Below are 17178 nucleotides of genomic sequence, written 5' to 3' on the forward strand. Positions count from 1 at the left end.
TTTTTTGTCTCTCCTCAAACTCGCGAGGTCTTTTGCAAAACTGTCTTGGTGACCATGTAAGCGTCCAGCGTCGACGGACCGCCCTCACGACCGACACCGCTGTCCTTCACCCCTCCAAAAGGTGTATCTGCGTCTGGCGTGCCAAAATGGTTGATTGACAACACCCCGCAGTCGAGCTCTCGGCTGATGCGCTCAGCGTCTTGCAACGAGTTGGTGAATGCATACGCTGCCAAGCCGACGGAGAGGCTGTTTGCCAACGTAATGGCTTCGCCGAGGTCATTGACGGATACGCAGGCGCACAGCGGACCAAACGGCTCTGTCGTCATGGCGTCTGCATCGAACGGAACATCCGCGAGCACGGTTGGTTCGAAGAAGTAGCCGATGTTTCCGATACGATTGCCCCCGGCCGCGATCCGCGCACCTCGCTTCCTAGCGTCATCCACGAGTGACTGCATTGCCGCCAGTCGGCGAGCGCTGGCAACGGGACCCATCTGCACGTCCTTGCGGAACCCATCTCCGACCTGAACGCTATTCACTGTCTCAGCGAATGCCGACACGAAGTCTTGATACACGCTGCGGTGAACGATAAATCGCGATGGAGACGCGCAGATTTGTCCGCTAGCGTTTGTCTTTCCTCGTGCTGCGAGGCGCCCAACTGCTGCACCGTCAACACCTTCGCAGACAAGCACAGGTGCATGACCACCTAACTCCATCAACACGGGTTTCATGGCGGCCGCAGCCTGTTGGGTCAGATGTTTGCCGACTTGCACAGAGCCAGTAAACGTCACCAGCCTGATTACGGGCGAGGCGATAAGCGTCGACGAGATCTCCGCAGGATTTCCGAATACGAGATTCAAGACTCCCGCAGGCAGCCCTGCGTCTTCGAAAGCCTTGACAACGAGACACGCGGCTCCAGGAGTCTCCTCCGCAGCTTTCAAGATCACCGAGCAACCGGCCGACAAGGCCGCACTCACTTTTCGCGCAGCAGAACTGATAGGTACGTTCCACGGAGTAAATGCTGCGACAGGACCGATCGGTTGACGCAGAATGAACTTCTGCATCTGCGCCTCACCGGGAACGATCAATCCGTAGTCACGTAGTGATTGCGCCGCGTTCCACTCGAAGAAGTTGAGGGACCGGTCGGCTTCGGCATAGGCATCGGAATACAACTTGCCATTCTCAAGCGTGATCGCGGTTGCGATTGAATGGAGTCGCTCCCTCATCAGCGCCGTGGCCTTCTGTATTACCTTCACCCGTTGCTGCGGAGGAGTGTCGCGCCATGCGAGAAATCCGCGCGAAGCTGCTTTCAAGGCACGTGCAAGATCGTCTGGAGTAGCCTTCGGTACAGGGCCCAGGATTTCTTCCGTACTCGGGTTTCTGACCTCGGTCGCCGTCTGTCGGTCGTAGATCCACTCGCCGTCGATGTATAAACCGATGCGCGGGTATTCGCGCCGCGCTTCGCTATCGGCAGTTTGCTGGCTTGTGGTTGACATTACTGAAATCCTCTTCGCTAAATTTGAAGCGCATACGATGCGCCTTACGAACGCTCTTGCCACTTCCCGCTACATTCGTCGCCCATATCGGCTGCCCTATTCACGCCAGCCAAATATTTCCCGAAAGCGCCGATCAAGCGGCAACCGTGTCTTTGATAAGTCGCCGTGGGGTAGCGTCCTGCAAGACCATGTCTGCCGCCTTTACGCCAATCATGATTGAAGGGGCATTGGTATTCCCGGAAGTGAGATGCGGCATGATCGATGCGTCCGCCACGCGAAGACGCTCGACTCCGCGTACGCGCAAACGCTCGTCTACTACCGCGAGACGGTCACGCCCCATCTTGCAAGTACCGCCCTGATGGTGGGCAGAGTTACCCGTCATCTCCATCCAGTAGAGAATCTGCTCATCTGTCTTCACAGCGGGGCCCGGAATCTGCTCTTCAATGACACGCGATGCCATCGGCTGCGCTGACATAATTTCCCGAATCTTCTTCACGCCGAAAATCATCGCCCGATTGTCGTCTTCATTCGTCAGAAAGTTGGGCTTAAATACGGCGGAGTCTGCGGGATTCGCTGAACGCAGTGTCACAGTCCCAGCAGCACGTGGACGCAGGAGGTAGACGGAGACACCCATACCAGGCTCATTGTCAACTTCGCACTCGCCACCTGGGTGGTACGTGAACGTCATCGGCCTGAAGCTGATCTGCAAATCAGCGTAGGGCTCGTCAGCCCGACTCTTTACGAACGCGCCCACCTGCGAAGAGCCAAGTGCCAGATAGCCTTTGTGTGTCAGCAGATAACGAGCGCCTTCAAGGTACTTTCTCAGACCAGCGAGCTCTGTGTTGTAGGAACTGTCTGGTGTGGATTTATAGCTTCCGTGCACGTAAAAGTGGTCCTGCAGGTTGAGCCCGACGCCCGGAGACTCCACGCGGGTACGAATCCCATGTCGCTGCAGCTCCTCGCCGGGCCCAATGCCCGACAGCATGAGCACCTGAGGCGAATTGAGCGAACCCGCCGACAAAATTATTTCTCTCGCTGCGACAAACGTCCTTATTTCCCCGTTGCAGAGGACCTCGACCCCGGTAGCAACATTGCCTTCCAACACGATTCGCTGAACGGCACAGCCAGTGAGAACAGTAAGGTTCTGTCGATTGCGTACCGGCTCAACGAACGCCGTGTACGCGGAATAACGCTTCCCGTCTCGAATGGTATGCTGCATGAAGCCAACACCATCATGCACTGCACCATTGAAATCGTCGGTACGAGGGATACCCACACGCTCCGCCGACTCAATGAAGTCGTGAGAACTTGCCATCTTCTTTACGGGATCGCTGACCCACAGCGGTCCAGTCGCGCCGCGATATTCGTCTGCACCGCGCTCGTTGTGTTCCATCCTCTTGAAGTATGGAAGCACGTCGTCGTAACCCCAGCCCGGATTGCCAAGGTCTCTCCAGCTGTCGAAGTCGCTCCTGTGTCCACGGATAAAAATCATTCCGTTGATCGAGCTCGAACCGCCCAACGTCTTACCACGAGGCCAATACATCTTTCTGTTGCGAAGTGCGGGCATCGGGTCCGTGAAGTAGTTCCAGTTCAAGTCCTTGTGGAAGTACAGCTTTGCCATGCCAGCAGGAGTATTGACCCAAAATCGGTCAGCGGGCGGGCCGGCTTCGAGGAGCAGGACCTTGTTATCGGGGTTGTCGCTGAGACCGCGAGCGATAGGACAACCGGCCGAGCCGGCGCCAATGATGATGTAGTCGTAGGTTTCCATGCCGATGAGCTGCGTGTCAGAAGGGTGTCTCCGTTTGTTTGAAGATTATTTCCGCCCCCATGGTTAGGTCTAGTTCGTTTTTCTGGTTACCAAGGTAAGTTGCGCTAAACCCCCCTGGCTGTTCTTGTTTCTATCGCCTTCAGATGCCCGGTGTAGCGCGTTCGCCGCGCTAGTCGCGGTCCGGCACGCGATTCAGAACATCTCTGTCTTAAGGGTATAACCTGATCATGGTGCGCTACCTTCCGACGAGACATCAACGAATCGGAAGCGGGCGCACAAGTGAACACTTCCTTTATTAAGTTCGCCCATATATCCTCGCGATTCCTTTTTTCTCTTTTCCGGAGGACAACATGGCCGAGGTATCCGCGGTTGCCATTTCAGTGGCAAAGCCTGGATGTGAGGAGAAGTTGGCGGACGCTCTTGAAGGGCTGCTAGCCCCAACGCACCAAGAGCAGGGGATGCTTCAATATGAGATGTATCGCGATATGCGGGAGCCCCGTTGCTTCGTTTTCATCGAGCGGTGGGAGAGCGAAGAGACCTTCGATAACCATTGTAGTTCGCCCCACGTGTCAGCATATCTGAAGAAAGTAGACGGTTGGGTCGAGAGCAACAAGATCCATGTCCTGAGGAAAGAGAAGTAGCTCAGGCGGTCGGCACCCCACGCCGGGAAGGCGGATCGCGAACGATCCGCCTCATTCGTCTGCCCTTTCAGGTGCGGTTCATGTTCGTTATTCGCTTACATAGCGCCGGTCGGATCTGCTTAGGTTCCCCCCGTCCTCTGTAGACTTGCCTGTCAGGAAAGCTTACCGTCGACGCAATGAAATCGAACTGGACCTACCGACACTTCAGGCAATAACCTAATTTAGAAGGAGACACCACCGCTTTATTTCCATCAGAAGAGAATGTCATGAAAGAGCATCAGGCGACGCTTGTGGCTGAGGGCTTCGTCTTCCTCGAGGCGCCACGGTGGCGAGATAGTCGTCTTTGGGTATCAGACGTCTTTGGTTCGAAACTGTATACCGTGCTTGAGGATGGTACACGTAGCGTGGTCTGCGAGGTCCCGGGACGCCCAGCGGGAATCGGCTTCTTGCCCGATAACACCCCTATCGTTGTGTCGTGCGCCGACAAAAAGCTGATGCGCGTTTCCGAAGGCATGCTGTCAGTCTACGCAGACCTGGCGAACGTAGCAGCGGGCGATCTCAACGATTTGGTCATTGATGAAATCGGTCGCGTCTACGTCGGTAACTTCGGCTACGACCTCTTCGGCGGCGCGCCGATAGAGCCCACCGAGATGCACGTCGTTCACCCCGACGGCTCGGTTCGTGTGGCGGCCACCGGACTCGAGTTTCCCAACGGGGCGGTGATCATGGACGAGGGACGCACGCTCGTCGTAGCCGAAACGTGGTGTGGAAAGCTCACCGCGTACGACCGCGACCAAAACGGCGAACTATCTAACCGACGACTATTCGCGGACTTGGGGCACCGGCAACCCGATGGAATCTGCGCAGACGAGCGCGGCGGCATCTGGGTCGGTTGCTATAACACGGGCGAGTTCATCCGCGTTCTTGAAGGCGGCGAAATCACTGATCGCATCAAGTTTGACGGTAACGCGGTTTCGTGCGCAATCGGCGGCGAAAGTGGAACCACACTCTATTGCTGTGTGTACCTCGGTACCGACGAACAGTTGCGAGCTCGGGAGCCTCGCAGCGCGATTTATAAGGCAGAGCTATCCGCTTAGCAGTGGCGTTGATCATGCAGATACACGTAAACGACGAATCGCTCATCGTCTCATCCCGAGGTGCGGGTCGATCTTCGACGCTCAGCGCCATCAACGGCCTCACGTTGTGCCGTTGCGCCGGCCACAATAACGACACTCCGAATGTACGTAAGTTCTGGGGAAACATTGCTTGCTTCCAACGCGAGCAGCTTAATGGAGATAGGAATCAATGACGACTCATCGCAAGTGGAATTATGAGGGGAAGGTCGCTTTTGTCACGGGTGCTGCAAACGGCATCGGGCAAACTACTGCGTTGGCCTTTGCCCAAGAGGGCGCAGACGTAGTCGTGGTCGACCTTTCGGAAGATGGTGCCAAGGCGACTGCGCGGATGATCGAGGAGCAAGGCGGCCGCGCCCTTGCCGTGCGATGCGACGTCTCGAATCCTGAAGACGTGCAGGTTGCACTCGCGGCTACCATCGAGAAGTTTGGTCGACTGGATTTCGCATTCAACAATGCCGGCATCGAGCAACCGCTCGCATACACTGCCGACGTCAGCGTTGAAACGTTTGAGCGAAATCTTCGCGTCAACCTCGGAGGCGTCTTCTATTGCATGAAGTACCAGATTCCGCTCATGCTCAAAAACGGCGGCGGTGCAATCGTGAACACTTCCTCCGGTGCTGGGGTTGTCGGCATTCGAGGTCAAGGCGCATACTGCGCCGCCAAGCACGGCGTCATTGGTCTCACGAAGTCTGCAGCTCTTGAATACGCGAAGGACGGCGTGCGCATCAACGCCGTATGCCCGGGCATCATCGATACGCCGATGATCGGCCGATTTACCCAAGGGACCGAAGAGAACCGCAAGCGAATGATTGCACAGGAGCCGATCGGTCGCTTGGGCCGGCCCGAAGAGATTGCCAACACCGTTCTCTGGCTATGCTCTGACGTTGCCGGATTCGCAATCGGTCACGCCGTGGTGGTCGACGGTGGACAAACCGCTGGCCTCTGATCGTCGGTAGATCCACACAGCGTCCACGCGAGGGCGGCGTCACCGCCCTCGCCTTCCAACTAACAATGCTGTGGCGGACTTGACACTCCTCGACTCCTGCGTGCGTAACAGAACGCACCGGCATCCGCCCCAGATCACCGTTCGTGTTTCATAAGACGACTCACGATTCGTGAGATTGGCTCATAGGACCATGCAAACACTGCATCTTAATATCGTCCTCACCCTTTCATAGAATCGCGTATCACTCGCGGTGCGCAAGCGAGCGCGCCATAGACAGAAAAATACGCTGCGTGCCGATCCCTCGCGGTCCGAGCAGCACGACCGAGCCGACCCAACATAGGGCTCCTCCATCCTTCCCCCATGAGGTATCGCAATGAAGACCCGAGGCTACGCCGTTCAAACGGCCAAGTCGCTTCTTGAACCATACGACTTCGAACGCCGCGAACTACGCTTCAACGATGTTGCAATCGAAATCCTCTATAGCGGTGTATGCCACTCAGATCTGCATCAAGCGCGGAACGACTGGGGATGGTCCAACTATCCACTGGTGCCTGGTCACGAGATCGTCGGGCGCGTCATTGATGTCGCACCGCAAGCGAAGCGTTATAAGGTCGGGGACTATGTCGCTGTCGGCTGCATGGTTGATAGCTGCATGGTGTGTGACCAATGCCGCAAGGGGCTGGAGCAGCTTTGCCGCGAGGGGAACACGCAAACGTACTGCGGATTCGACCGCGTTACCAACGAACCCACGAAAGGTGGCTATTCCAAACATATCGTCGTTCGCGAGGACTTTGTCCTCCGCGTTCCCCAAGGACTCGATGTGTCCAAGGTCGCTCCGCTGCTCTGCGCCGGCATCACGACCTACTCCCCTTTGCGCACCTGGAATATTGGGCCGGGAAGCCGCGTCGGGGTCATCGGTTTGGGCGGTCTTGGACATATGGCGGTCAAGCTCGCGTCCGCGCTGGGTGCCGTTGTGGCGGTAGTGAGTCGGACGGCTGACAAGGCTAGCGATGCAAAAGCGCTTGGCGCTGACGCATTCCTGCTATCGACCGATAGCACAGCCATGGAAAAGGCCGCATCAAATTTCGACCTTATTATCGATACCGTTCCGGTTCGCCACGACTTGAATCCGTATCTGCCGTTGCTCGATGTCGACGGCACTTTGGTACTGGTCGGTCAGGTGGGACCGCTTGACGAACCTAGCACGGTGCCGCTGATTGTCGGTCGTAGACGAATTGCCGGTTCGCCGATCGGAGGCATCCTCGAAACGCAGGAGTTGCTCGATTTTTGCGCACGCAAAAACGTGCTACCTGACTGCGAGATGATTCGCATGGACCAAATCAATGAGGCATGGGAACGGATGCAGCGCGCCGACGTTCGCTACCGCTTCGTGATTGACATGGCGTCTCTGGAGATCCCCGCGTAATTTCACGTCAACGATAGAGTTGGGCCGGAAAGGGCGAAGGCGCAACGATCCCCGATCCGAACAGCAGAAGCGCTCTCGTTCAAAGGTAATCGGGAGCGCCTCTCGTTACATCGGCACGTTTCGCCGTCGTAACTTCGGGACTTACGGAAAATGAGCGATTGCCATTGATTGGCTACACGTTCGCGAGTTCATGGAAGAACCTCGTCCCATAACTCCACCTTGCATACAGACGTCGAGTCGCTACGGTTCCGAGCGGCATGCGTTTGCACGACAGGCACATTACGACGCACCGCTGTCATTTCGGCCAGAATCGCGACAGCAATCTCCGGTGGTGTTTGTGCGCCGATGTGGAGGCCCACGGGCGCGTGAAGTCGGTCAACTTCAGAACTGCTCAGATCAAATAGCTTCAGACGCTCTTTCCGGCGCCCACTGTTCGAGCGCGATCCAACGGCGCCAACGTAAAACGCATCAGACTTCAACGCCTCCAAAAGTGCCATATCGTCGAGCTTTGGGTCGTGGGTAAGCGCCACTACCGCTGTGTTGCTATCGACCTTCAAGCGAATCAGCAGGTCATCCGGCATTTCACGGCTAACCTCAATGTCAGCTACGTCCCAACTTTCTGGGTATTCGTCACGTGGATCACAGACAATGACGCTATAGCCAAGTGGCAGCGCTATACGCGCAACATATTCGGATAATTGCCCTGCTCCGATGAGAACGACACGAAGCTGCGGCCCGTACGCTGCCTGAAGGTATCGGCCGTCGTAGAAGGTGCGGCCCGGTGTGTCGCCCGAACTCAATCGAGCTTTCCCCGTCAATGTATCCAGGGTTCGTAAAAGCGTTTGCCCAGACAGGATCGCAGTGAACACTTCGTTAAGCTTGGAGTCTTTATTCAACGGCTCAAGCACGAGCTCAAGTGTGCCACCGCATGGCAATCCAAATCTGTGCGCTTCCTCGGCAGACACGCCGTATTTGACGGTTTGGATGCGCTGGAAGTCGAGCCTGCCGTCCTTCGCCTGGCGCACCAGATCGTCCTCGATGCACCCACCCGATACAGAGCCCTTTATCAAGCCGTCCAGACGAAGTGCTAGCAGCGAACCTACCGGACGAGGCGCAGATCCCCAAGTCCTTATTACAGTTGCCATGATGACGGGCATTCGATTCTGATGCCAGGAAATGGCCGCTCTTAAAACCTCGACATCAACGCTATCCATGGTCCCTGTCGACTGAAAGTATTTGTGCCGTCGCTCGACCCTGGCGAGCGCGAGGATATGGCGGTAAGCGGTCTCTCGAGATTCCGCGAAGCAAACTTCAAAATCCCTGTCGGTACGTTACCGGTTCGCATGACAGACGCAAACGTGTAAGCGCTGCCAGCCCTGTCTGCCCGAAACAATTGCCGGGCAGCGAGACGGTCGTCTCGCTGCCCGGCTGTCCGCCAATGCCAAAGGGAAGCGGTCATGGCGCTTGATAGTTCCATGCATTTCGCTTGACCAGAGAAGTTAGTTGCAGTGACCTGCGTCGTCCGATTTGCTTTGTGCGAGCTGGGGCGAGGCTACGTCTGCTCTTGCGGTCATAACCTTTGCAGAGGCTGCCTGAGCGTCGTCGACCCACGTACGCGGATTCTGGCGTGCAGGATTCCAACCTGCAGCGGCATACTCGGCCATCTCTTGCCGAACTTGTTCGCGCGTCAAGCCCTGTGCCGCCGAAGTTTGTGCCGCAGCCAAGAGAGGCGTGGAAAGACCAATGGCCATGAGAAGGATAGTAAGACGTCGATTCATTGCTGCTACTCCAGAAGATTAGTAAAGGCACGCCCGACGACTTCGTTGAGAACCCACCGCCGTCAGGATGATGTCTCCGCACCCGATCATTGCTCCTCCTGAACCGTGCTCGTTTTAAAAGGCCACCGCGCACGGTTGTCAGTGACCTCTTTCAGGGCATAATATAAGGGTTTTCACCTATTCGATTAAGTGGCTGCGGCCAATTGGGCTTATTAGTATTGGTCATGAATCAACTGGCCTGCTTAGCTCATCTAGTTAGCCGCTACCGCATCAACACGCGCATAAGCTTGCTTTCAACATCACCGGATAACGCAAGATGGCTCGAGAAAACCTCAATGACATCCTTGTCTTCCTCGCGGTCGCTCGCGAGAAAAGCTTTACACGCGCTGCGGCCAAACTTGGGGTGTCCCAGTCGGCACTGAGCCACACCGTACGTGACCTCGAAGCCAGATTGGGCGTACGTCTACTGACACGTACAACTCGAAGCGTCTCGACCACTGATGCTGGCGAAGAATTGTTCCAGGCAGTGGCACCGCGAATCGATGAGATTGATGCCAGCGTGGCGGCTCTCGCAGACTTCAGGGATAAAGCTGCAGGCGTAGTGCGCATTACCGCAACTGACCACCCAGTCGAAACGGTCATTTGGCCCAAGCTGCGACGACTTCTACCCTCGTACCCCGACATCAAGGTAGAGGTTACCGTCGACTATGGCCTTTCTAACATCGTCGAAGAACGCTACGACATTGGCATCCGATTCGGAAACCAAGTCGCAAAGGACATGATCGCGGTTCGCATCAGCCCCGACATTCCGATGGCCATCGTCGGCGCTCCTTCGTATTTTCAGAACAGGGAGGTTCCGAAGACACCCGAGGACCTTCTGAATCATGAATGTATAACGTTACGCATGACTACCACCAAAGCGCTATACGCGTGGGAACTGAAGAAGGGAAAGCGCGAAACGCAAGCGCGCGTTGGTGGACAGCTTACGTTCAATACTCAGCCACAAATGGTTAGAGCGGCTCTGGATGGATTTGGCTTAGCATTCGTCCCGGAAGACGCTGTAATTGAACATATCCAAAAGGGCGAACTCCGCAGCGTTCTGACTGATTGGTGCCCAGTGTGGCCCGGATATCACGCTTATTACCCCAGCCGGCGCCAAATCTCGCGGGCTTTCAAACTCGTCATCGACGCCTTGAAGCACCGTTCATAGGCCGAGGGAAAAGCGGCCTTTTCCAAGCGATGGGCCAGGCAGTGCGCGACCAGCACGCCTGGCTATTCAACGCGCTTGATCGAGACCTCGACTGACCCCGGCACGTTGAGGGCCGCAACTCCCGAGTCAAAGTGCCCGATTTTGATGATGCCCGGAGACGGAATCTTCTCCCCGTCCTGACGATAGAAAATCGCGATATCGTGCCCAGGAGACCAGTAACCAATGTCTCCTACTTGGTAGACGTCGCTACTTGGTCCGCCTGTAGAGATCGCTCTGGGAAGTGATCCTGCCTTTTCACGCCCGAATAAATCATCCATCGACACTCGAATCGGAAGAAGCGCCGCGAAATCACGCGCGGTCGGGTTATCGGCTAACGTTGCCTGAAGTTCCTTTCCTGCTACGTTGACTTTGATCTTCATCTGGCCGGATGCGCCCGCGCCGCCGGAAGATGTCTGCGCCGAAATGCTCTGCGGCTCACCTCCCGCGGCACTTGTTCTTGCGAAGATAAGAGATAGCATGGCTACAAGCAAAAGCCCTCTCGTGAATTCTCGTACGGACATGCGGGCTCCTAGCGACATACCGAGTGGTGACAGTTACTCGAAATGTAAATGGGCCCGCATTCACAATTCGGCTCGGCTCGGCGCATTAGTGCGTCGAATGGCGGCCGTCAACAAAGCAAAGGTGACGCGGGCAATAGACGAAGCGCGCCCGAGCAAACAGTGACCGGGACGCCCTTCTGCCGCACCAACTGCCTTGAACTCCTCAAAGGCAACAGGGACGCCGAATATCATGCCCGTCAGTTTGGTGCGCCTGAACAACGTAATCTAACTACGAAGGCGACGCAGAACTAGGTGGTGAATTCTGATAGGACCTATCACTCAGGCTAATCAGTTGACCGCAAACCCTTTAAGGCGCGCACCATCACCGCAGGCGCAAGAGCCTTGGTGGACTGCCCGCAGCAATCTTGCGCACCGTAGCACGCTGAGTGCGCACCCCGGCAAACGGGAAGCTAGCGAGGTCGACTAGGGCTTGTCCCAATTGATTACGATGACTCATGAGTCCAATGACTCAACGCCGGTTTATCTCACTAGGTGACGTAGCTAAACTACGTGCATTCGGTTCAGCAGTAGCTCGCTGCCGGTTGTAACGAAAGCATCACCCCTTCTTTCGAGGTCAAATTCGACCTCGAAACAGATTCTCGCAATCCGTGTCCGCGTGCGCAGGCAAATGCGTATGCGTTCGTTTTCCATTGCCCGGCGCTACATCGACTGCCAATCCGATTGGCCGGTCGTGCATTCCTTTTGTCCGGCGCGCCCTCGGCAGGCGAGAACTAGGGGGACAACCTAGAGAAAGGAAGTTCAATGTCTACCTTGATAAATCAGGCCGCAGCCTCAAGACGCCAGGTATGGGGTGCAGTAGCATCGATGGCGATGTGCGCTGCGATGCTGATCGCTTCTGAGTTTATGCCCGTTAGTCTGCTGACGCCCATCGCTTCGGACCTGCGCGCGTCCGTCGGTATGGCCGGTCAAGCTATCTCGATCTCCGGCCTGTTCGCCGTGATGACGAGCCTACTAATTCCATCAGTAGCCAGTCGCCTTAACCGCCGATACGTTCTGGCGGCTCTCGCGGCACTCATGTTGGTGTCGCTAGTCCTTATCGCCGAGGCTGGCAGCTTTGCGACCCTGATGGTCGCCAGAGCCCTCCTGGGAATCGCGGTGGGCGGCTTTTGGTCGCTAGCGACCGCCACCATCATGCAGCTCGTTCCGGAAGAATCTGTGCCCAAGGCCTTGGGGGGCCTGTATACCGGCAATGCAGTTGCCACAGCTTTTGCTGCGCCGATTGGTAGCTATCTCGGAAGCGTTATCGGCTGGAGAGGCGTTTTCTGGGCGCTGTCTCCCATCGTTGTCGTGAATTTGGTGCTGTTGCTGACCACGGTTCCATCGATGCCGGAACGGACGCAGCAACCCAGCGGCAACGTTCTGTCTCTGCTTCGGCGACCACACGTAGCTTTCGCGATGTTGGCTGTGATGCTGACGTTCGGTGGTGCTTTTGCTGTCTTCACATATTTCCGGCCATTTTTTGAGACCTACACTCACGCGGACGCGTCGGAGCTGTCCTTCCTCCTGCTTGGGATGGGTTTAGCTGGCTTCGCAGGCACGTATGGCGCCAGCGCAGTCGTGAATAAGCGTCTCTATCGGCTTATGATGGGGATGCCGGTGGCACTGGCTGGCGTGACGCTCGCACTGCTTCCCGCTGGCCACAACCTGTGGGCAGTCGCGATATTAGTGATTGTGTGGGGCGCGATAAACGCGGCAATCCCGGTCGCATGGTCAACGTGGCTGTCGAAGGCCGTAAGGGACAAGCCGGAAAGCGGCGGCGGACTGATGGTCGCGTCTATTCAGCTCTCGATCATGCTTGGTGCTGAACTCGGCGGCGCGCTGATCGACCACTTCTCCATTGGCGCGGCATTCATCGGTGGCGTCGCGCTGATGCTCTTCTCCGCGATTATTATCGGCAGCGGAAAGCGGATCCAGCCTGACACGTAGAGAATGGGAAACGGGGCCAGCCTTGACGTGAACCATCGAGTCGAGGTCTTGAGGTTCGTATATCAACCAAAGCGTTACGGAAAGCTCGCCGTGGTAAGCCCAGCTTTCCATTCGACAAGCAAATCCGACTCGACGCTTCGCTCGTGCCTGTACAGAATTATGAGAATGCAGCTTCCCTCATAAAGCACGTCTCACGCGTGCGTCTGCCGAACAGTCCCAAAGCCGCGATCCAGCCTGATTCTGGAGCGCGTTAGGCACTATTCGGAAGGTTTACGAAATGAACCAGCATCAGTACGGAGACGGCCCTAAAGTGCAGTCCGGCAAGGGTTTCGGACAAGCGCTCGTAGTCTCGAGCAAGCAGCCGAAAGCGGTTCAGCCAGCCGAGGCTGCGCTCCACTACCCAGCGGCGTGGCAAGAGCGCGAAACCTTTCTTCGCCTTCGCCAACCTGATTGCCTGAAGCCCGATTCCCTCATCAAACGCTGCCTGCGCTGGTTCCTCGCCGGTATCTCCCTGGTTTGCGAACGCCACCTTGACCGTTTGACCCCTGGCCCGTTGGACCTAACGCGCCAGTTCCCCGACTCGCGCGCGCTGCCGTTCATTGGCCGGAGTCACATGCACAGCAAGGAACCGTCCCAAGGTATCCACGGCCATGTGAACGTTGCTGCCTTGTTTGCGCGTGTAACCGTCGTAACCTGCGCGAGGCCCGCTCTCGCAGGTCGACCGCTTGCGTTTGCTCATCCAGCCGGGATACCAGGTCCAACCGAAAGTGGCTAACACGCTCTACCGATCTGGTCGGCCTCACCAGGTTCTCGTCCCCCAGTCGTTGCTGACTGAGCAGACCGTCGCAAGGGACAGTGGACTCACCACAGCAGATGAAGATTCCTTTATCCAGCGCCACCCCTGGCGACCACCTGTGCGCGCTACCCTCAATTTGATTTCTTAAGGTGAACCATGACGAACTATCCATATCACTACATCGACGGCGCTTGGGTGGCTCCATCCGGATCCGACAAGCGCGAAATGGTGGACCCTAACACCGGAGTCGTGTTCGCTACCGCCGCCAACGGCGGCACGCCTGAGGACGTAGAACGTGCCGTGGTCGCCGCGCGCCGCGCGTTTGAGAGCTTTTCGCACACCAGCATTGCCGAGCGGGTTGCCATCATCGACCGCATCATCGCGGCCTACGAGCGGCGTCTAGACGAGTTCTCTGAGGTTCTTGCCCGTGAAGTCGGCGTGCCCCGCTCGGCGCGTGCGCAGGTCACTGGCCCCATCGCACACATGAAGGTTGCGCGCGATCTGCTGCAGTCTTACCGATTCGAAACGCGCGTGGAAGATACCATCGTCCGCCGCGAGCCCATCGGCGTCTGCGCGCTGATCTCTCCCTGGAACTGGCCAATCCAGACGCCGGTGATCAAGTTCATCTATGCGCTTGCGGCTGGCTGCACGTCCATCATGAAAGGCTCAGATGCATCTCCACTCAGCAGCATTCTGCTGGCAGAGGTCATTGACGAGGCGGAACTGCCTCCCGGGGTCTTCAACCTGATTCTTGGGCGCGGCAGCGTGGTAGGCGAAGCGCTGTCGCGACATCCCGATGTGGACCTGGTGTCATTTACCGGGTCAACAGGCGCCGGCATCAAGGTCGGCGAAGCAGCGGCCCGCACGGTCAAACGTGTTTCGTTGGAGCTCGGTGGGAAGTCTGCCAACATCGTACTCAAAGATGCCGATCTAGAGGCTGCCGCGCGTTGGAATATCGCGCGCTGTTTTTTCAACACCGGCCAGAGCTGCCACGCGCCCAGCCGAATGCTGATCCACGAGGACCAGGTTGAGAGGGTGTTGCCGTACCTGGTAGACGAATGCAGTAAGTTTCGCATAGGCGATCCCCGTGACCCCGCAACGACGATGGGACCGGTGATCAATCGTACACAGTACGAAAGCATCAAACGCTACATTCAGTCCGCCATCGACGAGGGCGCGAGGCTGGTCTGCGGTGGCCTTGAATCTCCCACCGGTTTGGACCGGGGTTTCTTCGTTCAGCCGACCGTGTTCAGTGACGTTACGGCCGACATGACCATCTCAAGAGAAGAAATCTTCGGCCCGGTCTTGGCGGTGATCCCTTATCGAACTGAGGATGAGGCATTGAAGATCGCCAACGATTCGATCTACGGGTTGGGCGGCTACGTGTTCACGGGTGACCTTCAGCGAGGCTATGAGTTCGCCAAGGGCCTGCGCGCTGGAAGAATCTGCGTTAATGGGGCCGCAACCAATTCGGTGACTCCGATGGGCGGTTATAAGCAGTCAGGGATCGGCCGTTCGATGGGCGTTTTCGGACTCGAGGAATACCTTGAGATCAAATCAGTGTATGGACTAGCTGAGAAGGCCGCTGGTTTGCCTGACCTGGTTCGCTGATCTGCTGCACACCGACACATTGACGTGGTGTGTTCCCGATTCTGTCGCAGGTCCGGGTCGGAACGAGTAGTGGCAGTTATGCCGAGAGAACGGCGCTATTGGACGAGCGCCGGTGTGTTCGAAGAAATAGCTGACCAATGGAGGTAGACGGATGAAGAAGTATCAGCTCTGGATCAACGGGGAATTCAAAGACCCTGCGAACGGCGAGTGGATTGACACGGCTAATCCTTATACCGGCGAGACTTGGGCGAGAATTCCACGCGGCACAGCCGAAGATTCTGCGCGCGCCGTAGAAGCTGCAAAGCGGGCAATGACCGTTGGTCCGTGGAGCAAAATGACCGCCACGGAGCGCGGCAAGATCATGCGTCGCATAGGCGACCTCGTCGCGCAAAACGCCAAGAATCTGGCGGAGATTGAAACCCGCGACAACGGTAAAGTTCTCTCGGAGATGCAGGGGCAGTTGAAGACCATCCCCGAGTACTGGTACTACTACGGCGGCTTGGCGGACAAGATTGAAGGCTCGGTCATGCCAGTCGAGAAGGCAAATGTCTTCGCATTCACCACTCATGAGCCCGTTGGCGTCGTAGCAGCATTGACTGCGTGGAATTCGCCCCTTCAATTCCTGGCGTTGAAGTGCGCTCCCGCGCTGGCAGCCGGATGTGCCGTGGTAGTCAAACCATCTGAATTCGCGTCCGTGAGCTCACTGGAGTTCGCTGCTCTCACCAAGGAGGCCGGCCTACCCGACGGTGTGTTGAACGTCGTCACTGGCTTCGGTAGCGAAGTCGGCGCTGCACTCGTCGAGCACAAGGATGTCGCCAAGATTAGCTTCACCGGGTCCGACGTCACGGGCGCACGGATTTATGAAACTGCGGCGCGCGGGATGAAGCGAGTCGCCATGGAGTTGGGTGGCAAGTCACCGAACATCGTCTTTGAAGACGCAGACTTCGACGCTGCAGCTATCGGCGTCGTCTCAGGCATCTTCGGTGCCGCAGGTCAGATGTGTATTGCCGGCTCAAGACTTCTCGTTCAGGAGTCGATTAAGGAGCGCTTCACTGAGCGACTAATCGAGCTTGCGCGGGATGTGAAGCTCGGGGACCCGATGCAGCCAACGACCAACGTAGGTCCGATCGCCACACCGCCACAGTATGCGAAAGTACTAGACTATATCGAAATCGCTCGAGGAGACGGCGCACGTTGCGTTCTCGGCGGAAAGCCTGCGGTTGGCCCCGGACTGACCGGTGGCCAGTTCGTCGAGCCGACCATTTTCACCGACGTAACCAACGACATGCGTATTGCCCAAGAGGAAGTCTTTGGGCCAGTGCTCTCTATCATCGGCTTTGAAGACGAAGATCATGCAGTTCAATTGGGCAACAGCGTCATATACGGCCTCGTGGCTGGCGTATGGACGGAAAATATCGGCCGGGCGATGCGCATGACGAAGGCGCTCAAAGCAGGAACAGTCTGGGTCAACACGTACCGAGCATACAGCTTCATGATGCCGTTTGGCGGGATGAAGATGTCAGGCCTCGGCCGCGAAAATGGGATCGAGGCAGTTCATGAATTTCTCGAGACCAAAAGCGTATTCCTGTCCACCGCGGCAGGTCCGCCAGCGAATCCGTTTGTTCAGCGCTAGAAAAGCATGACGCCCACAAGGCCCTCCAAGCGCTCGAAGGCGCGCCATGCTCCTGGAACTTAAGGTAACTACGTGAGGGTATCCACGCTTGGGGCTGCGTCAGCGGCCTTTTTTTTGCCCAGGTCTCCTCAGTCCACTCAGCAACGCTTCAACGAGGATGCTGAGGTGATGGCGAAGGTCACTTTGCCTTTCCC

13 protein-coding genes and 1 pseudogene are annotated in these 17178 nt (G+C 57.0%); 8 read left to right on the plus strand and 6 right to left on the minus strand.

Annotated features, from left to right (window positions below):
• Nucleotides 1–14: 14 nt before the first annotated feature.
• Nucleotides 15–1493, minus strand: a complete 1479-nt coding sequence (locus AB3X94_RS17965) for an NAD-dependent succinate-semialdehyde dehydrogenase (protein ID WP_176106110.1) — start codon at nt 1491–1493, stop codon at nt 15–17.
• Between the two features lie 133 nt (nt 1494–1626).
• Complete coding sequence (locus AB3X94_RS17970; protein WP_176106111.1) at nt 1627–3261, minus strand: GMC family oxidoreductase; 1635 nt, start codon at nt 3259–3261, stop codon at nt 1627–1629.
• A gap of 350 nt (nt 3262–3611) precedes the next feature.
• Here AB3X94_RS17970 and AB3X94_RS17975 point away from each other — a divergent pair, with 350 nt between their 5' ends.
• The 4 genes from AB3X94_RS17975 to AB3X94_RS17990 all read left to right on the plus strand — a co-directional run bounded on the left by AB3X94_RS17975 (nt 3612) and on the right by AB3X94_RS17990 (nt 7410).
• Nucleotides 3612–3902, plus strand: coding sequence for a putative quinol monooxygenase (locus AB3X94_RS17975; RefSeq protein ID WP_368612235.1), 291 nt, complete (start codon nt 3612–3614; stop codon nt 3900–3902).
• Between the two features lie 266 nt (nt 3903–4168).
• A complete protein-coding gene (locus AB3X94_RS17980) occupies nt 4169–4999 on the plus strand; it encodes an SMP-30/gluconolactonase/LRE family protein (RefSeq protein ID WP_368612236.1) in 831 nt (276 codons plus the stop codon).
• Between the two features lie 208 nt (nt 5000–5207).
• Entirely contained in the window at nt 5208–5984 is a 777-nt protein-coding gene (locus tag AB3X94_RS17985) for an SDR family oxidoreductase (RefSeq protein WP_018434071.1), read from the plus strand.
• 373 nt (nt 5985–6357) lie between these two features.
• Nucleotides 6358–7410, plus strand: coding sequence for an NAD(P)-dependent alcohol dehydrogenase (locus tag AB3X94_RS17990; RefSeq protein ID WP_368612237.1), 1053 nt, complete (start codon nt 6358–6360; stop codon nt 7408–7410).
• Between the two features lie 188 nt (nt 7411–7598).
• On the opposite strand, the gene AB3X94_RS17995 is transcribed toward AB3X94_RS17990, so the two are convergent.
• Together AB3X94_RS17995 and AB3X94_RS18000 are read right to left on the minus strand one after the other, a co-directional pair.
• Entirely contained in the window at nt 7599–8624 is a 1026-nt protein-coding gene (locus AB3X94_RS17995) for an XdhC family protein (protein ID WP_368612238.1), read from the minus strand.
• A 285-nt stretch (nt 8625–8909) separates the two neighbouring features.
• The gene (locus tag AB3X94_RS18000) at nt 8910–9188 is read right to left on the minus strand and encodes a DUF4148 domain-containing protein (protein WP_084598335.1); all 279 of its coding nucleotides are present in this window, start codon (nt 9186–9188) and stop codon (nt 8910–8912) included.
• 316 nt (nt 9189–9504) lie between these two features.
• Here AB3X94_RS18000 and AB3X94_RS18005 point away from each other — a divergent pair, with 316 nt between their 5' ends.
• On the plus strand, nt 9505–10398 hold the full coding sequence (locus AB3X94_RS18005; RefSeq protein ID WP_368612239.1) for a LysR family transcriptional regulator: 894 nt from the start codon (nt 9505–9507) through the stop codon (nt 10396–10398).
• 62 nt (nt 10399–10460) lie between these two features.
• On the opposite strand, the gene AB3X94_RS18010 is transcribed toward AB3X94_RS18005, so the two are convergent.
• Nucleotides 10461–10958 carry a cyclophilin-like fold protein gene (locus tag AB3X94_RS18010; RefSeq protein WP_368612240.1) on the minus strand — a complete coding sequence of 166 codons (498 nt, stop codon included), beginning with the start codon at nt 10956–10958 and terminating at the stop codon, nt 10461–10463.
• 801 nt (nt 10959–11759) lie between these two features.
• On the opposite strand from AB3X94_RS18010, the gene AB3X94_RS18015 reads away from it, so the two are divergent.
• Complete coding sequence (locus AB3X94_RS18015; RefSeq protein ID WP_018434066.1) at nt 11760–12944, plus strand: MFS transporter; 1185 nt, start codon at nt 11760–11762, stop codon at nt 12942–12944.
• Between the two features lie 250 nt (nt 12945–13194).
• On the opposite strand, the pseudogene AB3X94_RS18020 reads toward AB3X94_RS18015, so the two are convergent.
• Nucleotides 13195–13687: pseudogene (locus AB3X94_RS18020) on the minus strand (transposase); the annotation flags it as partial.
• A gap of 209 nt (nt 13688–13896) precedes the next feature.
• Here AB3X94_RS18020 and AB3X94_RS18025 point away from each other — a divergent pair.
• Together AB3X94_RS18025 and AB3X94_RS18030 are read left to right on the plus strand one after the other, a co-directional pair.
• Nucleotides 13897–15351, plus strand: a complete 1455-nt coding sequence (locus tag AB3X94_RS18025) for an aldehyde dehydrogenase family protein (RefSeq protein WP_368612241.1) — start codon at nt 13897–13899, stop codon at nt 15349–15351.
• A gap of 151 nt (nt 15352–15502) precedes the next feature.
• Nucleotides 15503–16984 (plus strand): aldehyde dehydrogenase, encoded by a 1482-nt coding sequence (locus tag AB3X94_RS18030; RefSeq protein ID WP_368612242.1) that lies wholly within the window; start codon nt 15503–15505, stop codon nt 16982–16984.
• The last annotated feature ends 194 nt before the right edge of the window (nt 16985–17178 follow it).

It is taken from the genome of Paraburkholderia sp. BR10923 (genome assembly GCF_040948765.1).
GTDB lineage: Bacteria > Pseudomonadota > Gammaproteobacteria > Burkholderiales > Burkholderiaceae > Paraburkholderia > Paraburkholderia youngii.